The sequence below is a fragment of the Paenibacillus sp. FSL W8-0919 genome (assembly GCF_038003785.1).
Taxonomy (GTDB): Bacteria; Bacillota; Bacilli; order Paenibacillales; family Paenibacillaceae; genus Paenibacillus_AQ; species Paenibacillus_AQ lactis.
The window spans coordinates 35,874-52,538 of record NZ_JBBOPV010000002.1 but is presented as its reverse complement, the minus strand read 5'-3'; the positions used below and the strand labels follow the sequence as shown (position 1 = coordinate 52,538).

Annotated in this window: 12 protein-coding genes; 11 read left to right on the top strand and 1 reads right to left on the bottom strand. The window is 52.0% G+C overall.

Annotated elements, in window-relative coordinates; translation table 11 throughout:
* Window positions 1-111: 111 nt before the first annotated feature.
* The 11 genes from NST44_RS30470 (at window position 112) to NST44_RS30420 (ending at window position 16,362) form a co-directional block, all read left to right on the top strand.
* Window positions 112-2,064 carry a BglG family transcription antiterminator gene (locus NST44_RS30470; protein ID WP_340901471.1) on the top strand — a complete coding sequence of 651 codons (1,953 nt, stop codon included), beginning with the start codon at window positions 112-114 and terminating at the stop codon, window positions 2,062-2,064.
* Window positions 2,065-2,309: 245 nt separating this feature from the next.
* A complete protein-coding gene (locus NST44_RS30465) occupies window positions 2,310-4,316 on the top strand; it encodes a fructose-specific PTS transporter subunit EIIC (RefSeq protein ID WP_213614781.1) in 2,007 nt (668 codons plus the stop codon).
* A 177-nt stretch (window positions 4,317-4,493) separates the two neighbouring features.
* Entirely contained in the window at window positions 4,494-5,135 is a 642-nt protein-coding gene (locus NST44_RS30460; RefSeq protein ID WP_028405423.1) for a TetR/AcrR family transcriptional regulator, read from the top strand.
* Between the two features lie 14 nt (window positions 5,136-5,149).
* A complete protein-coding gene (locus NST44_RS30455) occupies window positions 5,150-5,320 on the top strand; it encodes a hypothetical protein (protein ID WP_007131227.1) in 171 nt (56 codons plus the stop codon).
* 227 nt (window positions 5,321-5,547) lie between these two features.
* Window positions 5,548-7,998, top strand: a complete 2,451-nt coding sequence (locus NST44_RS30450; protein ID WP_210095382.1) for a helix-turn-helix domain-containing protein — start codon at window positions 5,548-5,550, stop codon at window positions 7,996-7,998.
* A gap of 159 nt (window positions 7,999-8,157) precedes the next feature.
* Entirely contained in the window at window positions 8,158-9,741 is a 1,584-nt protein-coding gene (locus tag NST44_RS30445) for an extracellular solute-binding protein (RefSeq protein ID WP_210095383.1), read from the top strand.
* 21 nt (window positions 9,742-9,762) lie between these two features.
* Window positions 9,763-10,719 (top strand): ABC transporter permease, encoded by a 957-nt coding sequence (locus tag NST44_RS30440; RefSeq protein ID WP_007131230.1) that lies wholly within the window; start codon window positions 9,763-9,765, stop codon window positions 10,717-10,719.
* Window positions 10,720-10,730: 11 nt separating this feature from the next.
* Window positions 10,731-11,615, top strand: coding sequence for a carbohydrate ABC transporter permease (locus tag NST44_RS30435; protein ID WP_340901470.1), 885 nt, complete (start codon window positions 10,731-10,733; stop codon window positions 11,613-11,615).
* 12 nt (window positions 11,616-11,627) lie between these two features.
* On the top strand, window positions 11,628-14,372 hold the full coding sequence (locus NST44_RS30430; protein WP_210095384.1) for an exo-alpha-sialidase: 2,745 nt from the start codon (window positions 11,628-11,630) through the stop codon (window positions 14,370-14,372).
* Window positions 14,372-15,412, top strand: a complete 1,041-nt coding sequence (locus NST44_RS30425) for a sialidase family protein (protein WP_210095385.1) — start codon at window positions 14,372-14,374, stop codon at window positions 15,410-15,412. The genes NST44_RS30430 and NST44_RS30425 overlap by 1 nt, the downstream gene beginning before the upstream one ends.
* A gap of 14 nt (window positions 15,413-15,426) precedes the next feature.
* Complete coding sequence (locus NST44_RS30420; RefSeq protein WP_210095386.1) at window positions 15,427-16,362, top strand: N-acetylneuraminate lyase; 936 nt, start codon at window positions 15,427-15,429, stop codon at window positions 16,360-16,362.
* Between the two features lie 106 nt (window positions 16,363-16,468).
* Here NST44_RS30420 and NST44_RS30415 read toward each other — a convergent pair whose 3' ends face one another.
* On the bottom strand, window positions 16,469-16,651 hold the full coding sequence (locus tag NST44_RS30415) for a hypothetical protein (RefSeq protein WP_210095387.1): 183 nt from the start codon (window positions 16,649-16,651) through the stop codon (window positions 16,469-16,471).
* Window positions 16,652-16,665: the final 14 nt, after the last annotated feature.

The window sequence follows — 16,665 nt, the reverse complement described above, 5'->3', positions numbered from 1 at the left end:
GTGTAACGTCCCCGTTCAGATTGCCATAGCGACCCGGATATGATATACGTAGGACGATGTACCTGCTCTACGAAGCGTGAGCTCTCCCAATAAGCTGAATAGGAGACCGGAATGAATAACAGGCAAAAAGAGATTTTTCGCAACTTGTTAATGGAAACGAACCGCCAATGGCTCGTTCAGGATCTCGCGGATCAGACCGAGTGCTCGGAGAAGACGATCCGTAACGATCTGAAGGTGATTGAAGAATATATCGTTAAGCACTCCAGTGGCCGTCTGGTGAAAAGGCCGGGACTTGGCGTCTATCTGGAGATTGAAGAAGCGGATCGGGCTGATTTGTTCCACCGTTTGTATTCCAACGAGCGTACCGGCGAGGATGAATCCGATGAGGGAAGGGTGCTGCACCTGGCATATCGGCTCTTGATGAACGCGAAGCCCGTAACCCTGCAGAGCCTGGCTTCGCCGTTTTACGTGAACAAGGCGATTATCCGACGGGATATGGACAAGATTGCGGACTGGCTGCGAAGCTTTGATCTGAGTTTAGTGACGAAGCAGCGCGTAGGTTTCATGATTGAGGGCACGGAGAAGAACAAACGGATGGCGCTGGCGCGGCTGAACCAATTGATCAACCGTCCGGAGTTGACGGGACAGATGATGCGTAACCAGTTTGAACCGCACGAGATTGCAGCCGTGTCCCATGAGTTGAAGGCGCTGCAAAAGCAGCATCAGCTCCGCTTCACCGATGAAACCTTTGAAAGCCTGATGCTGCATATTCTGCTCATGGTCAAACGGACCAAGCTGGGTCAGCCGATTTCGCTCTCTGATCAGGACATGGCCTTTTTGGAGAACAAAACGGAATTTGCATGGGCGACGGACTTTTTGAAGCAGCTGCAAAAACTGTTTGCCGTCCCTTTCTCCAAGGAAGAAACCGCTTATCTAACCCTGCACCTGCTTGGCGGGAAGATCCGATACACGCAGGAGAATGAGGGCGTTGGACGAAGCGATCTGGCAGACAGCCACCCCCTCTTGCCCCGCCTGGTTGAGCAGCTGACCCAGCGGATGTCGGAGCTGAATATGCTTCCTTTCTCCAGGGACCCCGTATTGCTGAACGGGTTAAAATTGCATTTGTACACGACCATGAACCGTCTTCATTATGGTCTGCCTGTGTCCAACCCGATGCTGGCTGAGATCAAAAAGATGTACCCGTATATGTTCGATCGGGTCATTATGGCACTGGAAGAGGTAGGGGAAGCGTTCCATCTGTATTTTCCCGAAGAGGAGGCCGCGTACTTGACGCTGCATTTTCAGGCGTCCGTGGAGCGGCTTCACCAGAATGAAAGTCACCCTCAAAAGGTGATTATCGTGTGTCATATGGGGGTAGGGATGTCCCAACTCCTTCTCGCGAAGGTGGAGCGGAGATTCCCGTCCGTGCATGTAGAGACAACGATGTCCAAAGCGGAGGTAGAGGATTATCTGGCAGCTCATGAGGTGGATCTTGTCATAACGACCGTTGATCTTCCCAAGTTAAAAATACCGCATATCCTCGTTTCCCCTCTGCTCGAGGCCAGTGACGAGCGGAAGCTGGAGCAGGCGATCCGTCGGCTTGATGAGCCGGACGGCAGGGCGGCTGAGGAATCGGTTTTTTTGAAATATACGACACCTTTTCTCATCTTTCCTCAGCAGGAGCTAGAGCGTCCGGAACAGTTAATCTCCAAGTTTGCGCAGATGCTGGTGGACAAAGGGTATGTCCAGGCCGGGTATACGGAAAGTGTGCTGGAACGTGAGAAACTGTCTGCTACAACGATAGGAGGAGGCATTGCCATCCCTCATGGCGGCTCGGAGTGGGTTACACAGTCCTGCATCGTTGTCGTTACTTTGAAGCAGCCGATTACCTGGGGGACCGAGAAGGTAGAGCTTGTGTTCTTGCTTGCGATCCAGCATGATGAGCGAAAAGAGATGCGGCAGCTGTTCAAGGAATTGTCGCGCATCAGTGAGCAGCCGGCACTGGTCAGTGCGTTGTCTAAGGAAACGGATGCGATACGATTGCTGAATAGGTTAAAAGGGTAACATGAATGGTAGAAACGGTGATGATCAAGCAGGACGGCATACGTCCTGCTTTTTACATTTTTCAGGATGCTGCAAAGCGTTTGGGATAAGCATCGTTGCATAGGCCCGTTTTGAGGGATATTTTGCTTGCGAAATAAATCCGTTTTTTCCGGAAGTTCCGGTAATAAGTTCATCCGATAACAGCGCTTTCAGCGTGTACACTATAAATGTAAGCGGGAACATGACAGCGAAGGAGAATGACGAACATGAAAATACTAGCGATTACTTCATGTCCTAACGGAATTGCACATACCTATATGGCCGCCGAGAATCTGCAGAAGGCAGGCGCGAAGCTTGGCGTTGAGATGAAAGTCGAGACTCAAGGCTCCATCGGCGTAGAGAATCAATTCACGGAGCAGGATATCCGTGAAGCCGACGGTATTATTATTGCAGCGGATAAGACGGTGGTGAAGGACCGGTTTGTGGGTAAAAAACTGCTTGTCGTCGGGGTGCAGGACGGTATCCGTCGTCCGGAAGAGCTGATCCAACGGATGATGAAAGGGGATGTGCCCGTCTATCAGGCACAGTCCAAGTCAGCTGAAGATACGACAGGGGAGAAGAAACCTAAACAAAATCCGATTTACCGCCACTTGATGAACGGCGTATCCTATATGGTGCCGTTTATCGTGATCGGTGGGCTGCTCATCGCAATCGCACTGACGATGGGCGGCGTGAAGACGCCGGGTGGTTTGGTTATACCGGATGATTCGATCTGGAAAACGATTGAAAGTATCGGCGCGGCTGCGTTTACCTTCATGGTTCCGATCCTTGCCGGATTTATCGCCATGAGTATTGCGGACAGGCCGGGCCTTGCGCCAGGTATGGTCGGCGGGTTCATTGCCGCGAACGGCAGCTTTTATGGAAGTGAAGCAGGGGCTGGATTCATCGGGGGGATTATAGCCGGTTTCCTGGCGGGTTATGTTGCACTTGCTATTAAAAAGATCAAGGTTCCTCGGTCGTTGCAGCCGATTATGCCCATTATCGTTATCCCGGTACTGGCTTCACTGGTCGTAGGGTTAATCTTCGTCTTTGTGATCGGAGCTCCGGTTGCGGATCTGTTTGAGGCATTGACCGTTTGGCTCGCGGGAATGCAGGGTACAAGTTCGATTCTGCTCGCGCTTATTCTGGGCGCGATGATTTCTTTTGACATGGGGGGGCCCGTGAATAAGGTTGCATTCCTGTTCGGCTCGGCCATGATCGGGGAAGGAAACTATGAGATTATGGGCCAGATTGCCGTTGCCATCTGTGTTCCTCCGATTGCAATGGGATTGGCAGCAATGATAAACAAAAGAAAGTTTACACCTTCGGAACGTGAAGCCGGAAAGGCAACATTTACGATGGGACTGTTCGGTATTACCGAAGGAGCGATTCCATTCGCGGCGCAAGATCCTCTACGCGTCATTCCGAGTATCATGGTCGGTTCCATGACGGGCTCGGTGATTGCCATGTTGGGCAATGTCGGTGACAGCGTAGCCCACGGCGGTCCGATTGTAGCCGTGCTCGGTGCCGTTGATCATGTGCTGATGTTCTTCTTAGCGGTCATGGTCGGCGCAGCCGTATCGGTGATCATGGTGAGCCTGCTTAAGAAAAATGTTGCGGCAGTGACTCCGGCAGTTGTTGGAGAAGGAGCAGAAGCAGTAGCAAAGCCAGCCGGAGCCGAAGCGGCCCCAGCTGCAGCCGTGGCTGCGGACGCAACCGAAGCGGCTTCAGCCAAGAACAGTAACGGTACAACGACGGAAGCATCTCCTATCCGCGTTGAGAAATTGACGGATATCGTAACACCGGATCTCATTAACCTGAATCTGGCCGGTACGACACAGGATGCTGTTATCGACGAAATGATTGCTGTATTGGAGCGGAATGGGGCGGTCAGAGCTGACGGTGATTTTAAACAGGCCATATTAGCCCGGGAACAAGAAAGCTCCACCGGCATCGGCATGAATATTGCGATTCCTCACGGTAAATCGGATGCTGTCCTGAAACCAAGCGTGGTCTTTGGTATTCAGCGGGATGGTGTCGACTGGAAGAGTCTCGACGGCAGCGAAGCCAAATTGATCTTTATGATTGCCGTGCCGCGCAATAGTAAACAAAATGCGCATTTGAAAGTGCTGCAGATGCTGTCCCGTAAGCTGATGGACGATGATTTCCGAGAAGCGCTCTTGGCGGTGACATCGAAGGAAGAGGCCTATCGATTGCTCGATCAGGTGCAATAATTCAAGACGCTAGAATGACTTTACCTGGCCATTGGTTGGGTGGGCAGCAGCCCAAGGAGCTTGGTTTAAGCAAAAAATTAATGGCTGTCGTTAGACAGCGATGAAAGGGCCGGCCATCGGTAAAAGATGGGCCGGTTCTTTATTGATTAATTAGTACGATCGTACTAAAATATAAACATGAGTACTAAAAATAAAGCAAATGACCCCAATGACTTGTCGTTTATCGAAAAAGCCCGCCGTGCTCAAATCGTCCAATGTGCGATCGAGACGATTTCCGAAGTCGGCTATGCCCAAGCTTCCATCGGGCAAATCGCCAAGCGCGCCAATGTTAGCAAAGGGGTGATTACCTATCATTTTGCCAGTAAGGATGATCTGCTGGAAGAAGTGGTGGCGGCTTACGCGATCTCGGCGGAGGCTTTTATCCGTCCAGTTGTGGCTAACGCAGCCACACCGAAAGAACGGCTTAGGAAGTATATGGAGGCGAATCTGGCGTTTATTGCGGAGCACCGGGAAATGGTATTTGCCGTCGTGGAAATCGCGGCAGGCATGCGAACGAAGGATGGAAAGCTTCGGTTCTCAGCGGATGCGGACGAGGGCATCTATCAGCCTATTGAGGAGATTCTATATGCGGGTGCGGAGGCTGGATGCTTCCGGACATTTACCCCGTTGTCGGCACGGGTCACGGCGCTAGCCATTCGCCATGCCATTGATGGATTCAGCCTTGAGCTGATGCGTACTCCGGATCTTAGCGTGAAGGAGTACACGGAGGAGCTGATCGGCATCTTTGAGCGGGCCGTAAGTAACGTAGATTACGAATGAGGAGGGGGCGGGGCATGCTGTTCTACGAGGTGGAATGCTTCTGCTGCAAGAAGAAATTCCGGATTTACGAAGGAAGCGCGGGTTACGCTAATTTTAAGGAAAACAACCAACGCGGGAAGTATACCTGCGAGTCATGCAGCCATACGATCCGACTGGAGGCGATTTTCAACCTGCTGCGAAAATGATGAATACTAACGCAACCAAACATGCGGGATCGCTGAGAAAAGGCAAGGATCCATACTTGCCTCAAACGATCCCTCCCTATACCCCAACAACAAGCCTATAAGGTATAATCATTTTAAAAGTGATTGAAAGCGCTTTATTTAAGAACCCTGGAACGGCGGCTTGAACAGCACGATTCTCTACAGGTTCCGGCATGCAATGTACATATTTCGGGACAAGGGGGATAGGGATGATGTCTCAGCTGAGAACCTGGATCGATTCGATTGGAAGAATAAAAAGGCGTAAGTTCTTTTTAAAGTTAATCGTCACGACCGTGTTGATTACCGTGCTCCCAAGCTTGGTGTCCAATATCTTCGCTTATTACAGAGTATCTGACATTGTCGAGGAAGAGACGGGAAACAACAAGCTGCAGTATTTGAACCAAACGATCAACACGCTTGAGATTCTATTGAACCGGATTAAGGAAAATTCGAATTTGCTTGCGCTTAACCGTTCTTTTATCAGCTTCGAGAATTTTCCTAACGGTGCTTATTACGAGAGCCTTCAAGGGGAGATCCCGAAGGAGGATTTGCCTGCGCTGTATGCTTATTTGGAGGCTAAAAAGAACACCTTCCTCACGATGAACTCATTTAAACTTTCGGATCAATTCGTGGATTCCGTATATTTTTACGACAGCAGCAAAAACCTGGTGATTACCTCGGACAATGACCGCTCGAACCGCCAGTTCCGCCGAGAGGACTTTTATGATCAAGGCTGGTATGAAGCCGTGCAAAACATGCAGATGAACCCCGTTTTCCTGGACACCCGAGTCGCCAAGCAATACCCTCAAGGCGAGAAAGAGCTCCTGTCCGTGATCTACAAGTCCAAGAAAGCCAACAATGCGATTATCGTTAACCTCGATGCATCCATGATTTATGCGGATATTATCAGCAAACTGAACGCGAATGACGACATGTATGTCGTGTCCTCCAGCGGAAATATCGTGTTCCGCAGCCAAGCTTCCGGTAAGGATGACTTTCCGCGAATCGGATTATCCGAAGCGCTCCAACATGCAGGCGGGGCGGGATCTTACTCCATTGAGCTGGACGGCGGCAAAAAGCTGGTCAGCTACTCCTCCTCGAAACTGCTGGATTGGACGTTTGTCAACGTCTCCGATATGGGGGTATATACCCAGGGCACGATTGACATCAAACAGACGATAACTTATACAGCCGGCGCCTTAATCCTCTTTTCGCTGCTGCTGTCCTATTTTTCGTCCAGAAGCTTGTATAAGCCCATTTCCCGCTTGAATGCGCTGGCGAAAGTCAGGGAGGATGATATCCGGCCGGATCGTGGAAAGGGTAACGATCATCAGGATTTCAGGCACCGTAAAGGGAGCGTTCACGTTTCGGATCATACGCATAAGGGGGCGAATGATGAACTCAGCGTCATCGGCAGCTTTGTCAGTTCGACCATCGATGAGCGCAATTATTATAAAGAACGGCTGGAGGAAAGCCTGCCTTTCCAATTGGAACGGTTTAAACAATCATTGCTGCAGCGGCATGCCATGAGTCTTGAAGAGATTGAAGCGAAGAAGGATTATCTTGGGCTCGACATCAGCCTTCATGATCTGTCCGTATTCTTGCTGTCTATTGATGAGGAGCTGGCCTCGAATGGCGAGGATATGCTGGCTCAGGATCTGTGCAAGATCAAAATCATGGATGCCCTGCGGGACAGCAGGGTTTTGGGGCAGGAGACCGCATTTTTCGTGGTCAATGTGGAAAAGGACAAGGTCGCTGTTGTTTTTCATTTTCCCGGCAAGGGACGCCAACCATTATTCCACCTGGCGCAGCAGCTGCTCGATGAAGTCAATGCCAGATTGGGAGCCCAATGCTCCCTCGGCGTTGGAAGCATCTGCAAGGGGATCGGCGAGCTGCCGCTTGCGTATGAAGAAGCGGCGGAGGCGCTGAAATATCGCATTCTGTACGGCAAAGGCTATGTTATATCCATGGACGATATCCGTGCCGACAACGGGCAGACCTTTATTTATCCAAGCCAGCTTGAGGAGAAACTCAATAATTACATCCGGACCGCCTGCTTGGAGGAAGCACTCTCGACGTTCGGGGCCTTTGTGGCCGAGATCGAAGCCTGCAAGAATAAGCTGCATTACAACCAGATCCAGCCGATCTTCATTCAATTGCTTACATCAATCCGGCATTCCTTCAGCTCGTTCGGAACGGACATCGAGATTTTGTTCGGGGACGGAACAGATCCCTATCGGGAGCTGCTTGATCTGGAATCGCTGGATCACATTGTCCTCTGGTTTCAATCGCTTATAACTCGTGGAATTGAATGCATCCGTCAAGAAATTCATGCCAGGGGCAATCAGCATATCGCCAAAATCATCGAGATCCTGGAGAACGAGTACGATAAAGATATTTCGCTCTCGTGGGTAGCCGAGCGGTTGAACCTCAATCCGGCTTATATCAGCAGATTGTTTAAGCAAAGCACCGGTCAGCCCTTCATTGATTATTTGAAGCAGGTTCGGGTCGATAACAGCAAGCGTCTGCTTGCGGAAGGCAGGCTTAAAATCAATGAGATCGGCAGACAGGTCGGATTCGGCAGCGCCCACTATTTTATTAAAGTGTTTAAGGAAATAACCGGACTCACCCCCGGCGAATACAAAAAAATATACTCTTAACCATGATCCCGGCTCCTTACTCCCGCAAAGGAGTACCGGGATTTTTAGCTTCCATAACAAATAATTGATAAGTAGAAATGTTGTTATAAATGTACGGCGTTTTTCATTTAAAGCGTTTACAATCCGTGATAAGGTGTCACCTGACAGAAGGTCCCGGCCATGTTGGAATCGTGGACCCGCAAAGTAGAAGGAGGGATTATGATGAAAAAATTCGCACAGACCACGCTGACGGCCATGCTCGTCCTGGCGATCGCGGCATGTGGCGGCGGAGGGAGCGGGGGCAATGGAACACCAAACGGATCCAAGGAAGCTGATGGAGGTTCCAGCAAGGGCTCCGGGGAAATGCCCAAAATTTATATTTACCAGAATACCGGGGCTTTGAATCAGAAGCCGGAAGGCAGCGTACCGGACGCGTTGGAGGAAATGAAACAGATGTATATGGAAGAGCTCGGCATTGAGCCGATCGCCATTGTGCCTCCGAAAGGCTCCGAGGGCGAAAAGCTGAACCTGCTGCTCGGGTCCAAGGATCAAGTGGATGTATTTCAGGGGGATTGGGATCAGTATGCTTCGAAGGGGGCCATCATTCCGCTGAACGATTTGCTGGAGGAGCACGGCCAGGATATTTTGAAGGCATGGCCGCAGGAAGCCTGGGATTATATGACGGATAAAGACGGGACGATCTGGGGGATTCCCCGCGGCTTGCCTTCCGTTCATTATCCGGTATGGATTCGCACAGACTGGCTGGAGAAGCTGGGCTTGGAAATGCCGAAAACGATCGATGAGCTCGAGGCGGTGATGAAGGCGTTCCAGGAGGGCGATCCTGACGGCAACGGCAAAGCGGATACCATTCCCATGATGACCGATATCAATGGAATCAATAATGCGCTCATGGGCGGCTTCGTTGAAGGCGGCAACAGCAACTGGCTCGACCCTGCCGATAACAAAATCAAGCCGGTCGAGCTGGCGCCGGGCTACCGGGATTTCTTGGCCAAGATGGCGGACTGGTATCAGAAGGGCTACATCTACAAGGAGGCTTTTGCAAAATTTGACCCGCTCGAGCTGCTGAAGACCAACCGGGTGGGCATGTCTTCCATGTGGTATTCAAGAATTACGCTGCTGTTCCCGCAGATCAAGCCAAACCTTCCGGAAGGCGTGGACTATGCGATTGCGAGAGATCTTACGGGTCCTGCCGGCAAGCTGATGACGGCGTCGCGCGGAAACACAACGGGCATGCTGGTCACGAAAAAGGCCAAAAATCCGGAGGCCGTAATCAAGTTTATCAATTATCAATACAAGGACTTGCCGACCAATACCCTGAATGCAGCCTTCGGCAAGAATTGGAAATATTTAGATGACCAAAAGTTCGAGATCGAGCTGCTTAGTCCGGAGCTTCGGTATGCCGGCGAATATATGCTCTCTTTGGGCCTTGCGACGGAGAACAAATACGCCTTCCGCGATCCGGTGAAGAAGATGCACGCCGATTATTTAAATCATGAAATTACGAATGTAAGCGCCGCCAAAATGCCGCTGGATGCGACCGTCGTCTACGACAAGGAGCGGCTGAAGCAGAATGTTCCCATGCTGGAGGACCTGGATCGTTTGCGGAGCGAGGAGCTCGTAAAGTTTGTGACCGGCGTAAGACCTTTGAGTGAATTTGATCAATACATTGAACAATTGAACAAGGCGGGGCTGCAGATGTGGATTGATGAATACACGAAGCAATACCACGAGCTGAAAAAATAAAAGCGGGAGGGCACGCCTATCATGGAGCTTAAAGCAGCGACGGTTTCCCCGCCGGAGTCCAAGAAAAAAAGCCGATGGCCTGCAGTGAAAAAGCATCGGTTCTACTATTACTTAATCCTGCCCGGTCTATTATATTTTCTTATTTTTGATTACGTGCCCATGTTTGGCGTCATCATTTCGTTCAAAGACATCTCGCCGTTCGAAGGAGTACGCGGGATATTAACGGGCGAATGGGTAGGCTTCGATCATTTTGTCCGTTTCTTTCAATCCTATTATTTCTGGAATGTTCTCCGCAATACGTTCCTGATCAGCTTCTACAATCTGTTGTTCGGGTTTCCGGCTGCAATCGTATTGGCACTCTTGATGAATGAACTGAAGAACGGGCTGTTCAAGCGGTTCGTTCAAACCGTCTCGTACTTGCCGCACTTCATCTCGACCGTCGTGGTTGCAGGACTCATCATGATGATGCTGTCCACGGACAATGGATTGCTTAATGCGATCATCGTGTTTTTCGGCGGAGAGCCGATTCTGTTCCTAGGGGAGCCCAAATATTTCCGGTCCATCCTCGTTGTATCCCATGTGTGGCAGACCGTCGGATGGGGCACGATCTTGTACTTGGCAGCCATGGCCGGGATTGATCCGGGACTGTATGAAGCCGCAAAAATCGATGGTGCCAACCGGCTTCGTCAAGCATGGCATATCACGCTGCCAGGCATCTCGCATGTCATTGTCATTATGCTTATCCTGTCGATCGGGGGATTGCTGAATGCGGGGTTCGAAAAGGTGCTGCTGCTGTATTCGCCTGCGGTATACGAGGTGGCTGACATCATCGATACGTATGTGTATAGAGAGGGCCTGACATCGCTTAACTATTCATTCGCCACGGCGGTCGGTTTATTCAAAAATCTTCTGGCCATGACGCTCATCTTGGGTGCGAATTATTTCGCGAAGCGAATGAACCAAACGGGAATCTGGTAAGGAGGGATACGGTGGGTGGAATAAAGCCGACGAGAAGCGAACGTATTTTTGATGCTGCCAACATTGTTTTCCTGATCTTTTTGTCCCTCATGTTCGTCATCCCGTTTCTGGCGGTGCTGTCGACGTCGTTCATCAGCGCAGCGGAATCCATGCGCCGGGGGGCATTCGTGCTGATCCCGGAAAGGCTCGACTTTACGGCCTATGACGTGCTTCTTAACCGGGGGAAGATCATTTTGAATGCTTATCAGGTTACGCTTTTCAGGGTCATCGTGGGCACGTTCCTCAATTTGCTGTTCACGTCCATGCTGGCATACGGTTTGGCGCGCCGGAGCTTGCCGGGCCGAAACGGGCTGGTGCTGTTCATCTTTCTGACCATGATCTTTCAAGGCGGCTTGATCCCTAATTATATGCTGATGGATACGCTGGGGCTTAAGGATACGCTTTGGGTGCTTATTTTTCCAAGCTTGGTCAGCGCGTGGAATTTGTTTATTCTTCGGAATTTCTTCATGGGTCTTCCGGAGGAGCTGGAGGAGTCCGCCGTCATTGACGGGGCTACGCCTCAGCTGATTCTGTTCAAAATCGTCATTCCTCTTTCCATGCCGGCTATGGCAACGATCGGCTTGTTCTATGCGGTTCATCATTGGAATGATTGGTTCGGGGCATCGATCTATATCAATGACATTAACAAGATGCCGATCCAGGTCATCATGCGCAATATTTTGCTAACGGGGATTACGCAAAACGAGGCACAGCTGGAATACGTGCGGAATCCGCCGCCGGCCGCCACTTTGAAGTCAGCGGTTATTATCATCAGCACGCTTCCCATCTTGTTTGTGTATCCGTTTCTGCAGAAGTACTTCGTTAAAGGGGTTATGGTCGGCTCCATTAAAGGTTAGGAGGGTTCGTTTATGATGAGGCCGCTTCGCAAGGCGTTTATTGGCTGGATGGTGTTTATTGTTATGGCTGCCTGCTTCCCTCATGGCCCCGTTAGCTTAAGTAATGCTGCCAAAGCTGAGACAGCGGCCGACGGGGAAGCGCAGTTTCGCAATATCGATTTGTTCGTGGCAGGAACGGAAGGGTATCATACGTTTCGCATTCCAACCGTGTTGACGACCATGGACGGAACCCTGCTGGCGTTCGCCGAGGGGCGGAAAAACAGCGCTTCCGATACGGGAGACATCGACCTTGTGCTAAAGCGCAGTATGGACGGCGGCACGACATGGGGGTCGCTCCAAACGGTCTGCGATATGGGCGCGGATACCTGCGGCAATCCAACAGCGGTACAAGATGAGAGCAATGGCCGCATATGGTTATTTATGAACCATAATTATGGCGAGGACACGATCGAGGAGATCAACAATGGAACGAGCAGGGGCGTACGGACGATTTGGAGCGCATACAGCGACGATGACGGCGCTTCCTGGTCGGAGCCGGTTAATCGGTTTGAAGAGGTGCAGCCGCCTGATATAAGGTGGGATGCAACAGGGCCTGCCATCGGCATTCAGCTTCGGCATGGACCTAACCAAGGGCGGCTGGTGATTCCCGCGATTGGCCGGAACATCCAGAGCGACGATCATGGCTTAACCTGGTATCAGAGCGGCTATATTCAAGGGGATACGAACGAGGCCACCGTGGTGGAATTGACGGACGGCACCTTGATGCGGAACGACCGCTTGTCCGCCAACAAAGAACGGAAACGGAGGGCGATCTCGACAAGCAGAGATCAAGGAGCGACTTGGTCACCTGTGTATTATGCGCCTGAGCTGATTGATCCGGTCGTGCAAGCGAGCATTGTGCGTTATTTGCCGGCCGATAATGATCTTGGCAGCAGGCTGCTGGTATTCGCCAATCCGGCCAGCGAGAACGTCAGGGAAAATATGACGGTCCGCCTAAGCCATGACGACGGAGCCACCTGGCCGGTAGCGAAAACGGTATACAGCGGGCATTCCGCCTACTCCTCGCTCACCGTGCTGCCGGACGGAACGATAGGTCTGTTGTTTGAAGGCGGGGGTTATACACCTTATGACAAAATCATGTTTGCAACCTTCAATTTGGCTTGGTTCGAAACGGAGGATGTGCAGCTGGACGGCCTGGTGTTCTCGGAAGGCTCGCTGTCACCCGTGTTTAGGAGCGATATCGAGCATTACCGCCTTACATTGTATGAAGGAAGCGAAGCAGTGACGGTTACGCCGATCGCATCGAAAGCTGGCGTCGAAATCGAAATAGCGGGCGAGCCGGCAGCACCAGGAATACCAAGGACGATCCGGCTGGGCGAACTTGATAAGCTTCTCGTTACGGCCCGGCTTGGGCATCGCACGCGCACCTATACGATTGAATTGGATAGGTCCAGACCGCGTCCGGAGCTGCTGCTGCACTGGGATTTCGAGCAGGTTAGCGTTGGGGGCGTGACGGATGTGACAGGCAGAGGGCATACCGGCTTGCTGAAGAACGGCGCGGCGATCCTGCCTGGGGCGGTGCGTTCCGATGGACAGGGCCATGTTCTGCATTTGGATGCCATGCAGCGTTCGCACGTCGAGATCACGAAGGCCGATGATCTTCATTTTGGAACCGGCGATTTTACCTTCGCGACATGGGTCAACCCCGAGACGCTTTCCCGGCAGCGGCATCTGTTGATATGGTACGGAACGGCCGGCCGGGGCGTCCCGCAGTGGTGGATGTCGGTTGAACAGAACGGTGCAGTCCGGATGAATCTGAACGGGCTGCCGCTGAACAGGGAGATTGGCATAGCAACGCCGTCCGGTCTGGTCAAGACCGGGGAATGGACGCATGTTGCCGGTGTCCGGCAGGGCGGCAATCTTCTGGTGTACGTTAACGGGGAATTGGCTGCGACATCGGCCCAATTTGACGGTGCCGCTATGAACGTGACGAACGAAGACGCTCCGCCGCTGGTCGGCTTTGATAAAGGCACAGTTGCCAATCGGGATTGGAGCGGCAGTCTGGACGATGTAAGGATATATCGCCATGCGCTGGATCCATCCGACATCAGGAAGCTGTATCAGCTTCCGTTCGACGCAGCCGCCCCGGTCACGGAAGCTGTCGTTACGCCGAACGAGCCGGACGGAATGAATGGATGGTATACGTCCGATGTGACGGTGGAGCTCACGGCAGCGGATCAAGGCTCCAAGGTGACTTACACGGAATATCGGCTGAATGGCGGGGAATGGACGAATTATTCAGGAGCAGTCTCCGTTTCTGCGGAAGGAATCACCACGATGGAGTACCGGGGCCGGGACGGAGCCGGCAATGTGGAAGAGACCCGGACCCTGGTGCTTCCCATTGACAAGACGGAGCCAGAGCTCACGGTCACTCCGAATCTTGAGGTTCTCTGGCCGCCTAACCGCAAGTGGGTGCCGATGGAGATAAGGCTTGACCCCAAGGATGAATCATCCGGAATCGATTCGATTGCATTGGTGTCTGTCACAACCGAAGGCACGCCGGACCCTCTTGAAGGAATTCGGGATGCGGACATCGGAACAGCGGATACGTCCTTTCAGCTGTTGGCCGCAAACCATCGGCGCGGAGAGAAGCGGGCGTATATCATTACCTATGAAGCAAGGGATAAGGCCGGGCATTCAACGACGAAGACAATAACCGTGGAAGTGGCGAGAACGGTTAAGGAGGATGAACGTTAATGGCGATTGAAAAGTTTGCGATCAGCAGAGACGAGGAATGGTATGAAGCATGGCCCGATGTAACGCTAACTGCAGCGGGCAAGCTGGTATGCGTATTTTCCCAATGCACGCATCACGGCGACAGGTCGGCTACGCGCCTGATGCTGACTGAAAGTACGGATAGAGGAAGAACCTGGAGTGACAAGAAGCCGTTTACCTCATGGACGAAAGGATTTCCCTACTGGAACTGCGCTCGGATTTCGAGACTGCGGGATGACCGGCTTGTTATCGTCGCAGATCTGATTAGGGAGAAGAAGGAGAACGGGGGACGGAATTATATATGGATTGGGGATGCCGAAGGGAACCGCTGGTCCGAGCCCATCGAGACGCCGGTTACCGGTATCGTGCCGGATAAGCTGTGCGAGCTTGCATCCGGACGGTGGCTGCTGTCCGCCCATGAGCGAAATGCGGAGACAGGCGTCAGCGAGCAGCGTCTATGGTACTCGGATAGCCAAGGCGAAGATTGGTACGGACCGGTTACTGTGGCCTCGCATCCGGATCTGAAGCTGTGCGAGGGGAGCATACTTCCGCTCCCGGATGGAACCCTGGTTGCCTTCCTGCGGGAGAACTCCGGGCAGGGGCTCGATTGTTACAAATCGATTTCCTATGACCAGGGCGAGACTTGGAGCGGACCCTACCGCGTCCCCATCCCCGGGTGTCATCGTCCGGTTGCAGGGATGCTGCAGAGCGGAAACATTATGATCGCGTACCGTTTCATGCAAGGCGGCAAAGGCTGGCTCGGCACCTGGACGCAGAACTTCTTTGTCGCACTGACGGATCAGGAATCGGCAAAGGCGACCGAGCGGCGGGAGCAGTGGACGAGAATCATGCCCATCGATTATGACCGCAGCCCGGCAGCCGATCTCGGTTATTCGGGATGGGTGCAATTTGAAGATGGGGAAATCTATGTTGTCCAATATATTGCCGACGATGCGCCGAAAGCGCAAATTCGCGGGTACAGCTTTTATGAGGATGATTTTCTGTTAAGACCTAATCCATAAGGAGGGGACTCCCCTTGAACCTGGTAACTGGAGAACGAAGCAAGTTTAAAGGCATATTTACCGCATTGTTGACCCCTATGCACGAGGACGGATCCATCGATTTCGAGTCGTTATCGCGTTTGGTGGAGCATCAGATCTCGCTGGGAATTACGGGCTTCTATGTTGGAGGAAGCACCGGGGAAGCGTTTATTTTGACGACGGAAGAACGGAAGCAGGTGCTTGAGTCCGTCGTCAAGACGGTGAACGGCCGGGTGATCGTGATCGCGCATATCGGCTGCATCAGCACCATGGAGTCGGTTAAGCTTGCCCGCCACGCGGAAGAGCTTGGCGCAGATGCCGTTTCGGCCGTCGTCCCGTTCTATTACAAAGTAACGATGAAAGAGATCCGGGAGCATTATGAAACGATCATGTCCGCCGTGCCGTTGCCCATGCTGGTCTATCATTACCCGGGTGCTACCAGCGTGAGTCTGACGATGGATTTTTACACGGACATGAGCAGTCATTCCCAATGTATCGGCGTGAAATTTACGTCCTTGAACCTGTTTGAGATGCAGCAAATCCGCGCCTTATGCCATGAGCGGTTCATGATTTTTAACGGGCATGACGAGGTATATTTAAGCGGGGCTTGTGCCGGAGCCGATGGCGCGATCGGGAGCACCTTCAATATGATGCCGGGACCATTCATTCAAATGCACGATCATATCAGCACTGCCCAAAGGCCTGATATGAGCCTCCTACAGTCTTTGCAGACGGAGGCCAATGCGGTGATCTCGCACATGATCCAATACGATGTTATCGCGTATGAAAAGTATATTTTATATCTCCAAGGGGTACTGCGCTCCCCGAAGGTACGCCAGCCCTTAAAGCAGCTGACGGATGGCGAACGGCGGCAGATTGATGATTTCTATCGGAATTGCGCCTTGCTGCAGGACCACCGTGTCAGCGTTTAAGCCAGCTATTGGGCAGAGCCTATGTAACGTTCTGGTTAATCGTGGAAGGATGAATCCGTCATTTTGGCACGCTCGTCTACGGTAAAACTTGATCCATGATAAAGCATCAACAGGCCGGTCGTGACCGGCCTGTTGTTTTGATGTTCGTTGCGTTGGGACGATTCAGATCCATTTGAATATCAACATGAATAGCAATATTAATAACAATATCAATATCATCAATACCAATATCGACCATGCCTCCCCAAACAAAACACAACCCCAACGCAAAAAAACAATCAATCGGCACCTGCCGACATCCTA